Source organism: Gillisia sp. Hel_I_86 (genome assembly GCF_007827275.1).
Lineage (GTDB): Bacteria > Bacteroidota > Bacteroidia > Flavobacteriales > Flavobacteriaceae > Gillisia.
Genome location: NZ_VISE01000001.1, coordinates 2,394,520 through 2,410,625 on the forward strand (window position 1 = coordinate 2,394,520; position 16,106 = coordinate 2,410,625).

Consider the following 16,106-nt stretch of genomic DNA (forward strand, 5'->3'; position numbering starts at 1 on the left):
ATTAGCATTAGATTAAAAATCATCTAGAATATTTAAAAATCCATCTCTAACCCAGATGGATTTTTAGTGTTTAAAAGTTTTAAATTCACTCTTTAGTTCTTCCATAGATTCTTGTAGCTGTCTTAATAACCCACTTTCTGAAGTGGCATCTATACTAAAAGTAAGCTTGCTGTTAACCTGCCAAAGTTCCTGGATATCACTTATTTTAACTTCCACTGGTGCATATTCCTCATTAATAGAAACGAGCACCACCTTAAAAGGATCGTCTAGTTTCTGGATCTTTTTTACAAGGACCGAATCATATAGAACAACCACATAAATCTTATTTGCACTGATTTCGGTAATACTGGGAATTCCTTTTCCCAAGACCCATTCCCCGGGGCGTAAATTAGGCATCATACTATCTCCTTCTACTTGAAATCCGCGATAGGAAGCATTTCTGTATTCGGGTAAAGGAATGTCAAAAGCCGGCAATCGCTGGTACCATTCCACATCTTGTACATTATGGGGGTATCCGGCTGCAGCTTTTTGATTTACCAGAATTATATTTTCTTCTTCTCCACTATTTACGGTGATAACCTTGGGACTAACATCTCCTTTATGGATTTGTAGCAATTTTTGGGCACTCTCCCCAAATAACCAAAGGGGATTAACACCAAACTGACTTAATAATTCGGCCACCACTTTACCCGAAAGCTTGGTACGACCGCGTTCAATATCGGCGGTAGAATTTCTAATGCCCAACAGCTCTGCAAATTCACTTTGCGTAAAATTATGATCGTCGCGAATTTCCTTAAATCGCTTTATTTCAAGTGTTACATTTGTACCCATATCCAAATATAGCATTTTTCGGAATAAATCCATTTTTTATACTGGAATATTTCCTATGTATTTGTTTGTCATAAAAAAACTCCCTGCGAATTAATATCATAGAGAGCTTTTTAAATTTTCACAATTTTTTTGAACTATGCTTTAGCTTTTTTATTCAATCTTCGTTCTGCAAGGTCATCCAATTTTTGATCGGCGTTATACTCCTCATCTAGTGTTTTTTGCAACTTTTTAGCAATGCTGTCATGTCCAAGCTCTTTTGCAAAACGTACCGCAGTCCCATATCCGGAGATTTCATAATGTTCCACTCGTTGAGCTTCGGCAATTAATCCTGCATCTTTCACTTCAGGATCTGATTTTTCATCTATCATGGATTGTGCTTCTTTTATCAAACCTTCCATGGCTTTACATTTTTCACCAGTAGGTTTAATGGACAGCTCCTTGCAAATCTCTTCAACGCGTTGCTTATGCGTTTTTGTTTCTTCTAAATGATCTTCGAAGGCTTTTTTTAATTTTGAATCATGTGATGCTTTTACCATTTTTGGCAATGCCTCTATCAGCTGGTTTTCTGCACTGTAAAGATCTTTTAATTGATGTTCGAACAACTCTTCTAAATTTTTCATCATAATATATTTTAATGGTTAAAGAGCTAATTTACTGAGTAAGGAATTTATATTTAGTTAAGCACATCGTAATTAAAACCCGCCTTTAGTGAAATATTTGTTAATCGGAGTTGGCAGCAGATAAAATATAATTATCTATAATATTTCGGATATTTTAATAAAATACTTCCAAAAATTCTATTGTATCAGCAATAATTGGAATAGCTACCCTTCTTAAAGTTTATCTAAAATTGGTGGTATTTTCCCTGCAAATATTCGATTAATCTTAAATTACCGCTCTATTGGATGTAGAACTAAACTGAAGGAATGCTTAGAAGAGTAAAGAAGTTGTTAGGTTGGAATAAAATTGAAAATGTTTTAATTACACCTTATAGAAGTTATGGCACGAAAAATCACTTATATCTTTTAGGAAGGGCATTGGATGATAATCCATTGAAGATTGTAGAGAACCAGTCCTTTTTTAATACCCTAAAAAACACCTATAAGCAATTTGATAGTTTTGAAATTCCAGAAGCTAAAATCGAATTGAAAATTCCGGGGCTGCTTCAGCTTAAAACCGTTTCTGATTGTGAAGGTTATTTCTTATTTGAAGAAACCACCCAAAAAGATCTTTCTACCGTGGCCAACGAAGAAGGTTGGGTAACAATGAATTTATTGTTCCAAGAAAGTGAAGATTCTCCTCCTTCCGAAGAAAGAAAAAAATTTCAAGCAGAGGTTCTTATTCCCGAAGATAAGGCGGAATATGGAGTTATAAGCGATATTGATGATACTATTTTACATACCGGAGTTACTTCTTTTTTAAAGTGGAAACTGCTAAAGAATTCATTGCTTACCAATGCGTATAAAAGAATTCCATTTAAAGGCGCTGCCGATTTTTATCAGAAACTGCATTTAGGAAAAAATGGAGAGAACAAGAACCCATTGTTCTATTTAAGCAATAGCCCGTGGAACATGTACCAGTACCTGAAGCTTTTTCTGGATTTCAATAAATTCCCTAAAGGGCCAATTCTACTCAGAAATTTTCGAACCCCTTTTGATAGGTCTATAAAACCAGAAAAACCGCACAAACAAAAAGAGATCATAAATATTTTAAAGACCTATCCACAGCTACGGTTCATTTTAATTGGAGATAGTGGAGAGCACGATGCTTCTATCTATACAGAAATTGCTGCCCAATACCCAGATAGGATCCTAGCGATTTATCTAAGAAGCGTAAACCATAAAAAGCAGATGAAGCGGGTGAGAAGTATTATAACCGAATTTGAAACTACCCCCGTGCTATTAATCGATAATTCTGTTGCTGCCGAAAAGCATGCGAGGCAAAGTGGCTTTATAAAATAAAAAAAGATCCCGCCAAAAGCGGGATCTTTTATAAAACTGAAAATTTTATTGGTGCGAAGCACTTGCTTATTCCTGTACAGGAGCTTTTCTAGGCATGGTCCTAAAGATCACATCCCAGAGTGGGGAAGAAACTCCAAAAGCTCTATCCGGCTCACGATAGTGATGGATACTATGATGATGCCAGAGGATTTTTAGAAAGTTATTAGGAACCTTAAAGGCATGGACCGAATAATGAACTCCCAAATAAGCAGTATATCCCATAAGAAACCCTGCAAGGAACCCAAATGCGTAATCTCCCATCACACTGCGATAGATCACAAAAAAGATAGTGGCAAGAATTAAACTTAAAATAGGTGGCATCGCCAATCTGTTCTTATCTTTTGGAAAATCATGGTGCACCCCATGCATGGTATACACAAATTTCTCCCTTTTTGGGTTGGTAACAGGTAGGTGATAAAGATACCTGTGCATTAAATATTCTATAAAAGTAAAGAAGAAAAATCCTCCTAAGAAAAGCAAGATCATACTGGGCACTTCAAATCCTTTTTCAACGATCCCAAAATAAATTAAAATGGCAGAGATCACTGTAAAAATTATTAAAGGTGCAGCAATATGGGTGTGCGTAAGCTTTTCCAAAATTGGATTTTTAAAAAGTTTGGCAGAGCCCTTGTGTTTTGGTCTTTTGTGCTTGGTAGCCTCCATTGTTGTCAAAATTAAAATAACCCGTGCAATTGAGCATCTATCTTGCTAATGATATCTCCCAAATCCTCCGGATTGTCTACAAAATTTATATTATCTACATCTATAACGAGCAAGTTTCCTTTATCATATGTATGGACCCAAGCTTCGTAACGTTCATTCAGTCTGCTAAGATAATCAATAGAGATAGAATTTTCATATTCTCTACCACGTTTATGTATCTGGGCCACTAAATTTGGAATACTGCTTCTTAGATATATAAGAAGATCCGGGCCTTTTACCACACTTTCCATGAGATCGAACAAAGATCTATAATTTTCGAAATCCCTATTGGTCATCAAACCCATTGCATGAAGGTTGGGAGCGAAAATATGAGCATCTTCATAGATGGTCCTATCTTGGATTATCTTATTACCACTTTCCCTAATTTGTAAGATTTGCCTAAACCTACTATTAAGGAAATATATTTGAAGATTAAAGGACCAGCGCTCCATTTTATTGTAGAAATCCTCCAAATAGGGGTTTTCAAGAACATCTTCGTATTGTGCTTCCCATTTAAAATGTTTTGCTAATAATTTTGTGAGGGTGGTTTTACCAGACCCAATATTTCCCGCAATGGCTACGTGCATATGTAATTCTTTATGGCTGATTATTTGTTGAGGCTCATGAAATTAATTCAAAGACGATAAAGATACAAGTTTTAGACTAAAAATAGCTGATTGGGCTAATTCCAACCAAGCAATATTTTTGTTTCGTTCTTCCAACATATTTAACATTATTGGTTAAAGAATTATAAAGTTGAAGCTTTAAGCAAGCCAATTATATATATTGAATGAAAATCTATATTCATCATGATTAAAATTATATCCTTCTTTAGCTTTCTGCTCATTCTAAACTCTTGCAATAATGATGATCCTGGAGATGTGGTCCTTTCTTCTGAGGAATTGAATATTAGCGGGACAAAATATGCAGAAAGCAAAAATAATTTTGACAATACCTACGCCATATTTAAAGACTCCCTTACTGCCAATGAAGCCATTTCTATAGTTGCAGAGGTAGATCACGCAGCCAATGCAAGAACTGTGGGGCGAGTTCTTAATCCTACGAAAATTGTATTCTTTGGAAATCCAGTTTTAGGAACTCCTTTGATGCAAAAAAATCAGTTGGCAGGTTTGGACCTACCTCAAAAAGTAGTGTTTTTCCAGAATTCTTCAAATACTGTCTATGCGCTTTATAACAGTGTTCCGTATCTGGAATCCAGATATAACCTTCAAGGAGTTGCCACCTTGCCGCAAATCTCCACAGCTTTGGAAAATTTAACCCAAGCGGCAACCTCTTCCGAGATAAATAGGGCGATAGAACTTGCCGTGGAAATTGGGGAAGGAGTGATTACATTGGAAAGTGCCCAGGATTTCGAAACCACTTATAGTAGCCTAAAAAGTTCAATTTCAACTAATGAAAACTTAAGCATTGTTGCAGAATTGGATCATCAAGCAAATGCTGCATCGGTAGATTTGGAATTAAGGCCCACGAAAATCATCATTTTTGGAAATCCCAATCTGGGTTCCCCTCTAATGCAAAACAAACAAACCACAGGATTGGACTTGCCACAAAAAATGTTGGTTTGGGAAGCAGCAAATGGAACAGTGAATATATCTTATAATGATCCTCTATACCTAGCAACAAGACATAAAATTGAAGGGAATGCGGATGTTTTGGATCAGATTTCCACCGCATTGGACAACTTGGCAAAGACGGCTGCTGGCAATTAAAAAGCCTGACACTTGCTTGTTAAATTTGAGGAGAATTAAATAAGCTGCGATATTGGTTGGGAGTGATCTTCTCCAGTCTTTTAAATTGTCTGTTGAAGTAACTAATGTTATTGAAGCCGGATTTAAAGGCGATATCTGCAAATTTCCAATTAGTATCCCGGATTAATCGTTTTGCAAATTTAATGCGTTCAGCATTCAAATAATCTATAGGGGATTCCCCCAAAGTATTTCTAAAGGTTTTATAAAAATTGGAAGTACTCATGCAGGCTTTATCGGCAAGTTTATCTACAGAAATATTTTCTGTAAGATGATTTCTCATGTATTTCACGATAAATGCCATTCTATTGTTATCGAAAAGCGTAGAATTATCCACCAACATCAATTTAGCCTTAGTTTGAAGCAATCGAATAATTAACTCTTTTACCATTAGATCTACCAACACATCTTTTGCTTTATTTCCGCTTAAAAAGGTTTGAAAGATCCTATCCAAGACAAATTGTACTTGTTCATTGTTATGTAAATGGATAGAATTAGCGTCAAAATTATGGGCATCGTTTTCGAATTCTATTCTGCTATTCTCATTGAATAGTGCCACCGTTTCTTTTATCTTATCGGGATCTATTCCTAAAGCAAGACATTGGGTCGGTTTTTCGATAGTTGCCAATGGAAAATCGATTATCATTTTTTCATTGGCAGGTAAAACAACAGATTCTCCCGGATAAAATTCGAAAGCATCTTTGTTTTTAAGGTGCATTACTTTTTTACCGGTAAGCATACTGGCAATAATAGGAAATCCGAATTGAAGATCTACCTTTTCAGCCGCTTGCTGGGTTTCAAAAACATTGAGCTCTGCATGTGCGGCACTATAAATAGTTCTATTTTCTATAAACGTATTTAGTTTTCTGGAACTCTTGTATTTTAACAAATTTGTGTTCAAGGTATTCTAAAATTATGGAATTGATAGAAATGTAATAGTATAAAGTAGAAATGTTCAATTAATTATAGGTTTAAATATAGAGATTTATAATCATAAAATTTAATAAAAGATCATGAATTATTCAAAACCAAAGTTCAAAGAAAAATACGGCAATTTTATAAACGGAAAATTTGAGGCTCCAGATGATGGAGAGTATTTCGAAAATCATTCTCCTATAGATAATAAATTATTGGCGAAATACCCTCGTTCCAAAGCGAGCGATGTGAAAAAGGCAATTGAAGCTGCTAATAATGCTAAAGGGGCTTGGGGAAAAACCTCTGTAGGAGAGAGATCGGCTATTTTAATGAAGATAGCAGATGTTATTGAAGCAAACCTGAATGAATTTGCGCAGATGGAAACCGCAGATAACGGGAAAGCAATTAGAGAGACGGTAAATGCCGATGTTCCTTTGGCAATAGACCACTTTAGATATTTTGCTTCTGTGATTAGGGCTGAGGAAGGATCTGCCACAGAACTTAATGAGAATACAGTTTCTTTAATTATTAGGGAACCTCTGGGAGTGGTTGCGCAGATAATTCCGTGGAACTTTCCACTTCTAATGCTTGCCTGGAAAGTGGCTCCGGCATTAGCTTCAGGAAACTGTGTAGTTTTAAAACCAGCGGAACAAACTCCTGCCTCTGCAACCTTTCTTGCTGAAAAGATAGGAGACCTTTTACCTCCAGGAGTCTTCAATGTTATCCATGGTTTTGGACCCGAAGCCGGGAAACCATTAGCTTCCAGTGGGAAAGTAGATAAAGTGGCTTTTACAGGGGAGACCACTACAGGACAGTTGATTATGCAATATGCATCTAAGAATTTAAATCCTGTTACAATGGAACTGGGAGGAAAATCTCCAAATGTCTTTTTTAGCAGCATCATGGACCATGATGATGATTTTCTTGATAAATGTATAGAAGGTGCTGTATTGTTTGCCTTTAATCAAGGGGAAGTATGTACCGCCCCTTCAAGGTTATTAATTCAGGAGGATATTTATGATGCCTTTATAGAAAAGGTAATTGCCAGGACCGAGGCTATAAAAATGGGAGATCCATTCGATATGAACACCATGATGGGGGCACAGGCTTCTAACGATCAGCATGAAAAGATCCTGTCCTATATCGAAATAGGAAAAGAAGAAGGTGCAGAAGTTTTAACAGGGGGAGCAGCTAAAAAACTAGAAGGAGATCTTTCCAAAGGCTTCTATGTGCAACCCACTATTTTAAAAGGACATAATAAAATGCGGGTTTTTCAGGAAGAGATCTTTGGACCGGTAGTGGCAGTTTGTACCTTTAAAGATGAAGCAGAAGCTATTGAAATAGCCAATGATACTTTATATGGATTGGGAGCAGGAGTATGGACAAGAGATGCACATCAACTTTATCAAGTGCCTCGTGCCATTAAGGCCGGTAGGGTATGGGTGAATTGCTACCACGATTATCCGGCACATGCACCGTTTGGAGGTTATAAAAAATCTGGCTTTGGTCGTGAGAACCACTTAATGATGCTGAACCACTATAGACAAACCAAAAACATGTTGATCTCCTATGACAAGAAGAAACTAGGCTTCTTTTAGAAAACGAGCTTACTATGGAATATAATCGGGTTGAAATTACAGAGGAGGCAGCATTGGTGGTGGAGAAGCTAAAGCAGCAGCACGGAGAAGTAATCTTTCATCAGAGCGGTGGATGTTGTGATGGATCCTCACCAATGCTATTGCCAAAAGAAGATTTCTACATAGACGATAATGATATTTTGTTGGGAGAAGTTGCCGGGGTTTCGTTTTATATGAGCCATGATCAATTCGAATATTGGAAGCATACGCATCTCACCGTTGCATTAACCAATGGGAGGGGAGCCAGTTTTTCACTGGAAATCCCTTTAGGCAAGCGATTTATTGTTAGATCTCGGTTGCTTAAGGAAGAAGAAATAGCCTACCTCAATAAAAATGAATGAGCAGATAGAGGCCCTAAAGCGAACGTTATAGGGTCTCTTTAATTTCTGAAAAATGAACCCCAACGATGGATTTCAGATTTTAAATAACATTCCCGGCATTCTGAAAACATCCAGATACAATCTATGCTGTCTGTAATCATATGGAAAAGTAAGCCGATAAAGATCAATTTTATGATTCTGTTCTTGATTAAAAACACTCCTAAAATATATCCAAATATGGCAATTTCAGAATGTAATGGGTGAAAACCAATTCCGCATCTATTGGGATCAAAAAGAGGGGTTGCAAAAACATGATCTAGGTCCACCAACATGGTAGCTATTAGAATGAGCCAATTTCGTTTCCAGTTTTCCTTATCGTACCAATAGGCAATTGCACCAATGGCAATAAAATGCAGCGAATAGTGGGTTATGGACTGAAGCATTTGTTAAAGATCGGGCTCAAATTCTTCGTCCCTTGAAGCATCATTCTTTTCTGTCCTAAGTAATTTATGGAGCTTTCTATTTAAGTGAATGTATCTATAGACGCCAATACTAATAAAAATCACACATATCACCAGGGATAAATATCCTAGCCATTGCACATGCGCATATTCCTTGATTTGTAAAATTGCCAAGCCCCCAATAAAAAGGTACAAGGAAGATCGAATGTAGGAAAGCAAGGTGCGCTCATTAGCCAATTTGGTTCGTTCCAGTGCCAAATGTTCCCGAATTAGATTTTCATCTATCATCCGGACTTTAAATGGATTGTATAATTTAACTCGTCTCATTTATAAAATTAAAATCTTTCGGTTTTGATGGGATTGGTATTTTTTGAAAATACCGTTGAAGAAATAATTAATAAAGCATAGGGCAACAAATATTTTTCAAACATATTTATCAATTTAAAGGATAGCTAAAGATACTATTTCTTTTATTTTTACAGAACTAATAATCCTCAAGCTATTAAAATGCAACAGCCCGAATATTGGTTACGCGGTAAAATAGAGCATATTCCGGACCTTCTTCAGCCAGTGGCACATTCTTTAATGCAATCCAAGGAAGAAGTGAGAAACTATATGGATGGATTTCCAGAACATAGGTTATGGGAGAAACCAGCGGAAAGAGCCTCGATAGGCTTTCATTTACAGCATTTATTTGGAGTGTTGGATAGGTTGCTTTCCTATACTAAAAAGGAGAATTTAAGTGAGGAGCAATTCTTATATTTTAAAAAGGAAGGTGTACCTGACAGTAGTATTTCTTCAGAAATGCTCATAAAGAAATTTGAAGATAAAGTATTGGAAACAATAAAATTGTTGGAAGAAATTCCTCCCTCTAGTTTAACTGAATTTAGGGGAGTAGGGAGAAAACAAATGCCAAGTACCGTTATAGGATTGCTTTTTCACGCAGCAGAGCATACCCAACGACATATTGGCCAACTTCTGGTTACGGCAAGTGTTTTAAAGTCCTAAAATCAATTCTCATCTATAGGAATTGTAAGCAATGGGATATTGCCATTTTTCAGCAATTCCAGGGAAACGCTTTCAGAAATTAGATTATGCAAAAAACTGTGTTTATGATTGCCAACAATCAATAGGTCGGCATTTAATTTTTCGGCTTCTTTTAGAACAGTTTCAACAGTGGATCCCTGAATTAGCAGGGCTGTAGAATCGATTTTCTTATCCAAGAACATCTTGCTAAAATGTTGTAGCTGCCTGTGTTCTTCCCTTAATTCATCGGCTTTAAAATCCCTAATATATTGGGGTCCCGGTTCATAGCCTACAAAATCCGGATCTGGGTCGGTCACATGAACTACCCATACTTTCGATTCAAATTTAAGGGCTAAATCTTCGGCATAACTAAGTATTTTTCCCACTGCATCGTTAAAATCTACTGCGACTATAATATTCTTGAATCCACTCATAATTTCTTGGTTTAGGCCCTCCTTGGGCGTTTCATTTCATTTCGATTTTAAATTAGTTTTAAAACCCTATGCTTTCTCAATTTGCATCGGGTTGGTGCCCTAATATCCCTTTTTGAGTTCTACTATATTGTTTAGGGGCTTGTTGGCCAACATTCTATTATAGTTATCAAGTAACTGGTTTACAGCATTTTTAGGATCAGTTATGCTGGCAATATGCGGGGTGATTTGTATATTTGGATGCTTCCAAAATGGATGTTCCTGAGGTAACGGTTCAATCCTAAAAACATCCAAACTGGCGCCAGAGAGGTGGTTTTTATCCAGCATTTCCAAAAGGTCATGTTCCACCAGATGCTCTCCTCTTGCCACGTTTATAAGATAAGCTCCCTTAGGAAGTTTTTCAAACAATTCCTTATTGAGAATGCATTCTGTTTCTAAAGTCAAGGGCAACAAACAGATAAGTATGCTCGTATTTTTTAGAAAATCGTTTAAATCTCTTTCCCCGTGATAAGTGGATACGCCATCAATGTGTTTTTTTGTCTTCGACCAACCAGATACTTTAAAACCATTTTTAGACAAGTTTAATGCCGCAGATTTTCCAAGCACCCCGAGGCCCATGATGCCAATATTTTCTTCTTCTACAGTCTGATAGGGTTTTGGGCCCCATTTTTTTTCGCTGTGATGCAGTGAGATGTTTCTTATCTTATCTAATACCAGGGCCAATACAAAAGTGCTCATATCCTTGGTGAGCTGCTCATCTATAACACGAGTAACCAGCGCACTTTTAGGGATTTCAGGATCACAGATAATATGGTCCACTCCTGCACCAATAGAGGCGATAACCTTTAAATTAGGGTATTTGTTGAATACTCTTTTTGGGTGTCTCCAAGTTACAGCATAAGTGATCTCTTTAGGATCATGCGCTTCTGGATATACATACAACTTAACATTTGGCTGCTGTTCCCTTATGGCATTTACCCAAACCTGCGGATCTCTTCCCGTACATATTAATAAGACCGACATTTTTGTTTTTTTTAATTCACGAAGGCACTGTAACCGGTAATGGCACGTCCTACAATGAGTGTATTTATTTCTTTGGTTCCTTCATAGCTATAAATTGCCTCGGCATCTGCTACAAATCGAGCCACATCATATTCCAACAGAATTCCATTTCCGCCTAATACTTCCCGAGCTCTACTTACCACATCGCGCATTCTCATGCTGCAATATACTTTAGCTAAAGATGCATGTTCATCTGTGAGAAGTTCTTGATCTTGCAATTCTGAAAGTCTAAAAACCATGGTTTGCATGGCCGTTAAGTTGGAAAGCATTTCTACCAAATGATTCTGAATTAATTGATATGACGCGATAGGTCGTCCAAATTGTTCCCTCTTTTTGGTGTATTTCAAGGCACTTTCATAAGCTCCACGTGCACAACCAACGGCTTGCCATGCAACTCCCGCCCGTGTCATTTTTAAAATTTTTGCAGTATCTCTAAATGAATTGGCTTTCTGAAGTCTATCGCTTTCCGGAATTTTACATTCTGTTAAAGTAATTAGTGCATTTTGCACGATTCTAAGGGCCATTTTATCTTTCATTTTTTCGGCGACAAAGCCTGGATTCTCTTTCCTAACTATGAAACCTTTCACCTTATTGGAATCTTCATCTCGTGCCCAAATAATAATTACATCGGCAAAAGTGGCATTTCCTATCCACTTTTTCTGTCCGTTCAAGATCCAATTCTCCCCATCAAATTTACAGGTTGTTTCCATGCCCTGTGAAACTCCAGATCCTCCCTCGGGTTCTGTAAGTCCAAAGGCACCAATCTTCTCCAATTTCTGCATGGGTGGCAACCATTCCTGCTTTTGTTCCTCACTTCCGCATAGATAAATGGAACCCATTGCCAGTCCGCTATGCACCCCGAAAAATGTGGAAATGGATACATCTACCCTGGCAATTTCTTGTGCGATGATACCTTCCATCAAAAATGGCAAATTGGGACAACCGTAGCCTTCGTAGGGAATCCCTGCAAGATTGAGTTTTTTGAATTTCTCAATAACTTCAAACGGAAATTTTGCCCTGTTCCAATGATCGTTTACCAATGGTTTCACCTCATCTTCCATAAAGTTACGCACATTTAGCTGAAGCTCTCTCTGCTCTGGGGAAAGTTTGAGATCTAAATTGTAAAAATCCCCATCGATGGGAGGGAGGTTGTGTTGCCCCTTTTTCTTTTTGGTCTTTAGCATTTTCATGAGGCCTTTTAACTGGCGTTCATCAAGATTGCCCAAAGCATCCATAGCTTCAGGAATATCTATGGTTTCACTTATTTTCGCCAGCTGATTCATATCTACCGACTTTAAAAGATTGATCGTATTTTTTACTTTTCCGAAAAGCGACATAGGTAAGGTTTTGTTGAATCTTAAAATTAGGTATTTAATGCGCGCTTCCTTGTTAAAGGTTTAAGAAGATATTATTGAGAACAGGATTTTCTTGGGTTAATTTCAAGCAATAAGTTTGTATCCATACCCGCGTACATTCAGAATTTGGATATTGGGATCCTTGTTCAATTTTTTTCTCAATTTGCTAATAAAAACGTCCATACTCCTTGCGTTAAAAAAATCATCACTGCCCCATAGTTTGTTGAGGATAAGGGAGCGGTCCAGAACCCGGTTTTGGTTTTTACATAAGTGAAAAAGCAAATGTGCTTCCCGATGGGTAAGTGATTGTTTATTTTCACCTTTATACTGAAGACTCTGCTTGGGAAAATCGAATAAATAATTTCCTATCGTAATAATTTCTGAATCCGGTTGATTGTCTTTTCGTTTAAGTTGGTTGTGAATCCTAACGATAAGCTCCTCCATGCTAAACGGCTTTTTTAAATAATCGTTGCCTCCTACAGTAAAACCCTCAACAACATCGGCCGGTTGAGATTTTGCAGTTAAAAATAATATTGGAATTTTATCATCTAACTGTCTTATTTCCTTTGCAAGGGTAAAGCCATCTTTTTTTGGCATCATAACATCTAAAACTAATAACTCTGGATTAAGCTCTTGGAAGAGCTCAAGCGCTTTTCTACCATCGTGGGCAAGATGCACAACAAAACCTCTTGTTTCCAGACTTTCTTTAACAATAGATGCCAATGCTATTTCGTCTTCTGCGAAAATAATATGCGTTTTTTTATCCATGGGGCAAACAGATTTTAAAAATAGTTCCTTGATTTATAAGCACCTCGATTGTTCCCTCATGTTTTTCAATAATATTTTTGGTGTAGTACAACCCAATGCCATACCCCTTTACATCATGGGTATTGCCTTTTGGCACCCTGTAAAATTTCTCGAAGATATGATTTGACTGATCTTGAGTGAGGGAATTTCCATCGTCTTTAATTTCTATTTGTAGCAGATTTTTTTTATCCACAATTGAAACTGAAATTTGGTCACCCCCATATTTTACAGCATTATCAAGAATATTATTTAAAGCATTTTCTAAATGAAAAGCATCTGCAAAAATTTCTAAAGGTGTACCAGTGCCAGTGAAAGTAATTGTCTTTGCTGTTTCCAAATTCTTATATTTTGTAATCAATCTATTTATAATCTCATCTATATAAAAATTAGATTTCTCCAATTTAATCTTATTTCCTTCTAACATAGCTGTCTCAAGCAATTTTTCTACCATGATATTAAGCCGGGTTAATTGCTCTTTTGAGGTGTTCAAATAATTTCTGTTTTTTTCGGGATCGTTTTCTTTATTGAAACTTTCCATGCCTTCCAGGGCAACATGGATTACCGAAATGGGCGTTTTAAATTCGTGGGTAATATTGCTGATCAAATCGTTTTTCATTTCTGCCAATTGTTTTTGGCGGTTTATAATATTCAGCAAAAACAACAAACAACCCATCACCCCAATAATTAAAATAGCTGAAAGCAGCAAACCCAACATATTGCGCTTTAAAATAAGTGCCGTGTTTGTTGTGAAAAATATTTTAAATGAACTGTTCTTAGGCAAGTAAGCCGATTTGGAAGTGGTGTTCAGACTTACTTTATTTGTAATTTGAGGATTATGTTTCTGAATTTTTCCATTACCGTTTTCAAAAATATAACCATAGTCAATATCAATTTTTTTTTGATTTAACTGTTCATCAATAAAAGTGTTTAAACTGGATGTTTGTAAAGTATCGGTTGTCATGGAAATTATGATCTTTGATGCCAATTTAAACACACTGTCACCTGGAAATTTTGGGTTTTTCACATTCCCGAAAAAATTTTCAACTTTATTTTCTTTGTTGCTGTCTTGTGAATGTCTTTTTAAAACTAACTTAGAACTATCCCTGAATGTTGATCTTTTCAATATTTTAAGACCTGCTATTTTTTTTGGATCTAAACTATCAATACTACTTATTAGATCTGTTTTTGAATTATCCAAAAATTTAAAAAGACCCTCCAATTCTGCATTTTTCGTAATATCCCCCCCGCCATTTTTTAAAGTCACTCCAATGGTGTTTTTATCAGCAAGGTCTACATAATAAGCATCTATGGCATTGTCCAGGCTGGTTTGTACCTCATTGATCAATTGCTGTTTTCCGGCCTGAAAATTTTTATAGTTCCAATACAATTGTATGCCAAGGGTGATCAGGATCACTGCTGCTATAAAATAGAGGATTATTTTAAAATTGCCATTTTGCATATTCAAAAGTATGATATTTTAAAGCCGTTATCCAAAACGCTTAACACTCGTTAACCTTGGTTAACCTTATTATTTGTTTATAAGAAGCAAATTTGAAAATCTTAAAAACTCAAAAAAATGAAATACACAGTCCTATTATTTATCATTCTTTTCTTTTCAGAAATCAGGGCGCAGAATGGGATTGAACTAAAGTTGGAAAACGGCGTAGAGAATAGGGAATTACAAACAATCTTGATGTTTGAGAACATCATTTTTGAAGCCTTGAGTTTTAATGGCGCATTAAAAGACTTTCTGGGCGAAGAAAACAAAATGCTTGTTCCATCGGAAAACAGTTTTCCCATTTATGGTATAATTCCCCCAATCTAATATAAAGAAGGCAACAATAAAACAAAATAAAAATGAGACTAAATACTATTATTTCAATAATAACAATATTTTTAATTTTCAGTTGTGGAAATAAAAAAACTGAGAAAATCATATATTATAAAACCCCTAATGGAAAAATTATAACATCAAAAGCTTTTGATTCAATGAAAGTAAAACTTTCTGAGCACGGAAAGTTAGATAAAGTTATTATTACCTCAATGATTGAAAAAGGAGATTCAATTATTAAATCGTACCTAATAGGTGTTGTGCCAACAGATTCAGATGGAAAGCCTATTAACCCTTTTGGTAACGCTGAAAAATTCATAGAAAAAAAACTTCCTTTCAATTCACTCACTACTATAAAAGGCGAATTACTGAACATTGATGACCTCAAAGGAAAGCCAACATTGATTAATTTTTGGTTTATAAACTGCCCACCGTGTATTAAAGAAATGCCTGAGTTAAATGCAATTAAGGAGCATTATGGTAATTCTGTAAATTTTTTAGCTATAACTTTTGATACCAAAGAAAAGGTTTCTGTTTTCTTAAAGAAAATGAAATTTGATTTTATTCATATTACTGATTCTAAAAATGAAATAGATAAAATTGGGAATGAAGCCTACCCAATGAATATGTTTTTAGATAAAAATGGAGTTGTAAGATTTGTGAGGGGGAATTTAACCGAAAAAGATGGAAAAGATTTTAAAATGATAATTGATAAATTACTGTAGCACACCGTATAAAATTAATTGCTAGTGCAAGCTTACTTACGAAAATTCTCGCGGATTTTCTATTCGATTTGTATTTGCTGAATTTTTTGATGAAACATGCACTAACCTTATACAACAACGGTGGAAGCAGTTCTTATTGTGCAGTTGCCCAAGCTGGTGTGCCACTGGAAAAGTTGGCTGAGGAATTTGATATTCCCCATTATTTTTTAATCCAAATGAGATTTCTATAAGCTGATA

General features: G+C 36.1%; 20 protein-coding genes. 8 read left to right on the forward strand and 12 right to left on the reverse strand.

Going from position 1 to position 16,106, the window contains the following annotated elements; genetic code table 11:
* Nucleotides 1-63: 63 nt before the first annotated feature.
* Both JM83_RS10830 and JM83_RS10835 read right to left on the reverse strand, forming a co-directional pair.
* Nucleotides 64-831: an XRE family transcriptional regulator gene (locus tag JM83_RS10830; protein ID WP_144963755.1), complete on the reverse strand. Its 768-nt coding sequence runs from the start codon at nucleotides 829-831 to the stop codon at nucleotides 64-66.
* Nucleotides 832-965: 134 nt separating this feature from the next.
* Nucleotides 966-1,451, reverse strand: a complete 486-nt coding sequence (locus tag JM83_RS10835; protein ID WP_144963757.1) for a ferritin-like domain-containing protein — start codon at nucleotides 1,449-1,451, stop codon at nucleotides 966-968.
* 306 nt (nucleotides 1,452-1,757) lie between these two features.
* On the opposite strand from JM83_RS10835, the gene JM83_RS10840 reads away from it, so the two are divergent.
* The gene (locus tag JM83_RS10840) at nucleotides 1,758-2,792 is read left to right on the forward strand and encodes an App1 family protein (RefSeq protein WP_144962000.1); all 1,035 of its coding nucleotides are present in this window, start codon (nucleotides 1,758-1,760) and stop codon (nucleotides 2,790-2,792) included.
* 66 nt (nucleotides 2,793-2,858) lie between these two features.
* Here JM83_RS10840 and JM83_RS10845 read toward each other — a convergent pair whose 3' ends face one another.
* Nucleotides 2,859-3,494 carry a sterol desaturase family protein gene (locus tag JM83_RS10845; protein WP_186434987.1) on the reverse strand — a complete coding sequence of 212 codons (636 nt, stop codon included), beginning with the start codon at nucleotides 3,492-3,494 and terminating at the stop codon, nucleotides 2,859-2,861.
* An 11-nt stretch (nucleotides 3,495-3,505) separates the two neighbouring features.
* Complete coding sequence (locus JM83_RS10850) at nucleotides 3,506-4,120, reverse strand: deoxynucleoside kinase (protein WP_144962002.1); 615 nt, start codon at nucleotides 4,118-4,120, stop codon at nucleotides 3,506-3,508.
* A 222-nt stretch (nucleotides 4,121-4,342) separates the two neighbouring features.
* Here JM83_RS10850 and JM83_RS10855 point away from each other — a divergent pair, with 222 nt between their 5' ends.
* Nucleotides 4,343-5,263, forward strand: coding sequence for a DUF302 domain-containing protein (locus tag JM83_RS10855; RefSeq protein WP_144962004.1), 921 nt, complete (start codon nucleotides 4,343-4,345; stop codon nucleotides 5,261-5,263).
* Between the two features lie 19 nt (nucleotides 5,264-5,282).
* Here the strand turns inward: JM83_RS10855 and JM83_RS10860 are convergent, their stop codons facing one another.
* Nucleotides 5,283-6,188, reverse strand: coding sequence for an AraC family transcriptional regulator (locus JM83_RS10860; protein WP_315897848.1), 906 nt, complete (start codon nucleotides 6,186-6,188; stop codon nucleotides 5,283-5,285).
* Between the two features lie 124 nt (nucleotides 6,189-6,312).
* On the opposite strand from JM83_RS10860, the gene JM83_RS10865 reads away from it, so the two are divergent.
* Nucleotides 6,313-7,812: an aldehyde dehydrogenase family protein gene (locus tag JM83_RS10865; protein ID WP_144962008.1), complete on the forward strand. Its 1,500-nt coding sequence runs from the start codon at nucleotides 6,313-6,315 to the stop codon at nucleotides 7,810-7,812.
* Nucleotides 7,813-7,826: 14 nt separating this feature from the next.
* Nucleotides 7,827-8,192, forward strand: a complete 366-nt coding sequence (locus JM83_RS10870) for a DUF779 domain-containing protein (protein ID WP_144962010.1) — start codon at nucleotides 7,827-7,829, stop codon at nucleotides 8,190-8,192.
* 38 nt (nucleotides 8,193-8,230) lie between these two features.
* Here the strand turns inward: JM83_RS10870 and JM83_RS10875 are convergent, their stop codons facing one another.
* On the reverse strand, nucleotides 8,231-8,614 hold the full coding sequence (locus JM83_RS10875; RefSeq protein ID WP_144962012.1) for a DUF6122 family protein: 384 nt from the start codon (nucleotides 8,612-8,614) through the stop codon (nucleotides 8,231-8,233).
* Between the two features lie 3 nt (nucleotides 8,615-8,617).
* Complete coding sequence (locus tag JM83_RS10880; RefSeq protein ID WP_144962014.1) at nucleotides 8,618-8,959, reverse strand: DUF202 domain-containing protein; 342 nt, start codon at nucleotides 8,957-8,959, stop codon at nucleotides 8,618-8,620.
* Between the two features lie 180 nt (nucleotides 8,960-9,139).
* Between JM83_RS10880 and JM83_RS10885 the strand changes: the two genes are divergently transcribed.
* Nucleotides 9,140-9,640, forward strand: coding sequence for a DinB family protein (locus JM83_RS10885; protein WP_144962017.1), 501 nt, complete (start codon nucleotides 9,140-9,142; stop codon nucleotides 9,638-9,640).
* A gap of 2 nt (nucleotides 9,641-9,642) precedes the next feature.
* Here the strand turns inward: JM83_RS10885 and JM83_RS10890 are convergent, their stop codons facing one another.
* The 5 genes from JM83_RS10890 to JM83_RS10910 form a co-directional block, all read right to left on the reverse strand.
* Entirely contained in the window at nucleotides 9,643-10,092 is a 450-nt protein-coding gene (locus tag JM83_RS10890) for a universal stress protein (RefSeq protein ID WP_144962019.1), read from the reverse strand.
* Nucleotides 10,093-10,191: 99 nt separating this feature from the next.
* Entirely contained in the window at nucleotides 10,192-11,112 is a 921-nt protein-coding gene (locus JM83_RS10895) for a 2-hydroxyacid dehydrogenase (protein WP_144962021.1), read from the reverse strand.
* An 11-nt stretch (nucleotides 11,113-11,123) separates the two neighbouring features.
* Entirely contained in the window at nucleotides 11,124-12,488 is a 1,365-nt protein-coding gene (locus JM83_RS10900) for an acyl-CoA dehydrogenase family protein (protein WP_144962023.1), read from the reverse strand.
* 102 nt (nucleotides 12,489-12,590) lie between these two features.
* Nucleotides 12,591-13,274, reverse strand: a complete 684-nt coding sequence (locus tag JM83_RS10905) for a response regulator transcription factor (RefSeq protein WP_144962025.1) — start codon at nucleotides 13,272-13,274, stop codon at nucleotides 12,591-12,593.
* Complete coding sequence (locus JM83_RS10910) at nucleotides 13,267-14,772, reverse strand: sensor histidine kinase (RefSeq protein ID WP_261376897.1); 1,506 nt, start codon at nucleotides 14,770-14,772, stop codon at nucleotides 13,267-13,269. The genes JM83_RS10905 and JM83_RS10910 overlap by 8 nt, the downstream gene beginning before the upstream one ends.
* 117 nt (nucleotides 14,773-14,889) lie before the next feature.
* Here JM83_RS10910 and JM83_RS10915 point away from each other — a divergent pair, with 117 nt between their 5' ends.
* From JM83_RS10915 to JM83_RS19165, 3 genes are all read left to right on the forward strand, one after another.
* Nucleotides 14,890-15,138, forward strand: a complete 249-nt coding sequence (locus JM83_RS10915; protein WP_144962029.1) for a hypothetical protein — start codon at nucleotides 14,890-14,892, stop codon at nucleotides 15,136-15,138.
* Between the two features lie 32 nt (nucleotides 15,139-15,170).
* Nucleotides 15,171-15,869 carry a TlpA family protein disulfide reductase gene (locus tag JM83_RS10920; protein ID WP_144962031.1) on the forward strand — a complete coding sequence of 233 codons (699 nt, stop codon included), beginning with the start codon at nucleotides 15,171-15,173 and terminating at the stop codon, nucleotides 15,867-15,869.
* 89 nt (nucleotides 15,870-15,958) lie between these two features.
* Nucleotides 15,959-16,099, forward strand: coding sequence for a hypothetical protein (locus JM83_RS19165; RefSeq protein ID WP_186434988.1), 141 nt, complete (start codon nucleotides 15,959-15,961; stop codon nucleotides 16,097-16,099).
* Nucleotides 16,100-16,106 lie beyond the last annotated feature (7 nt).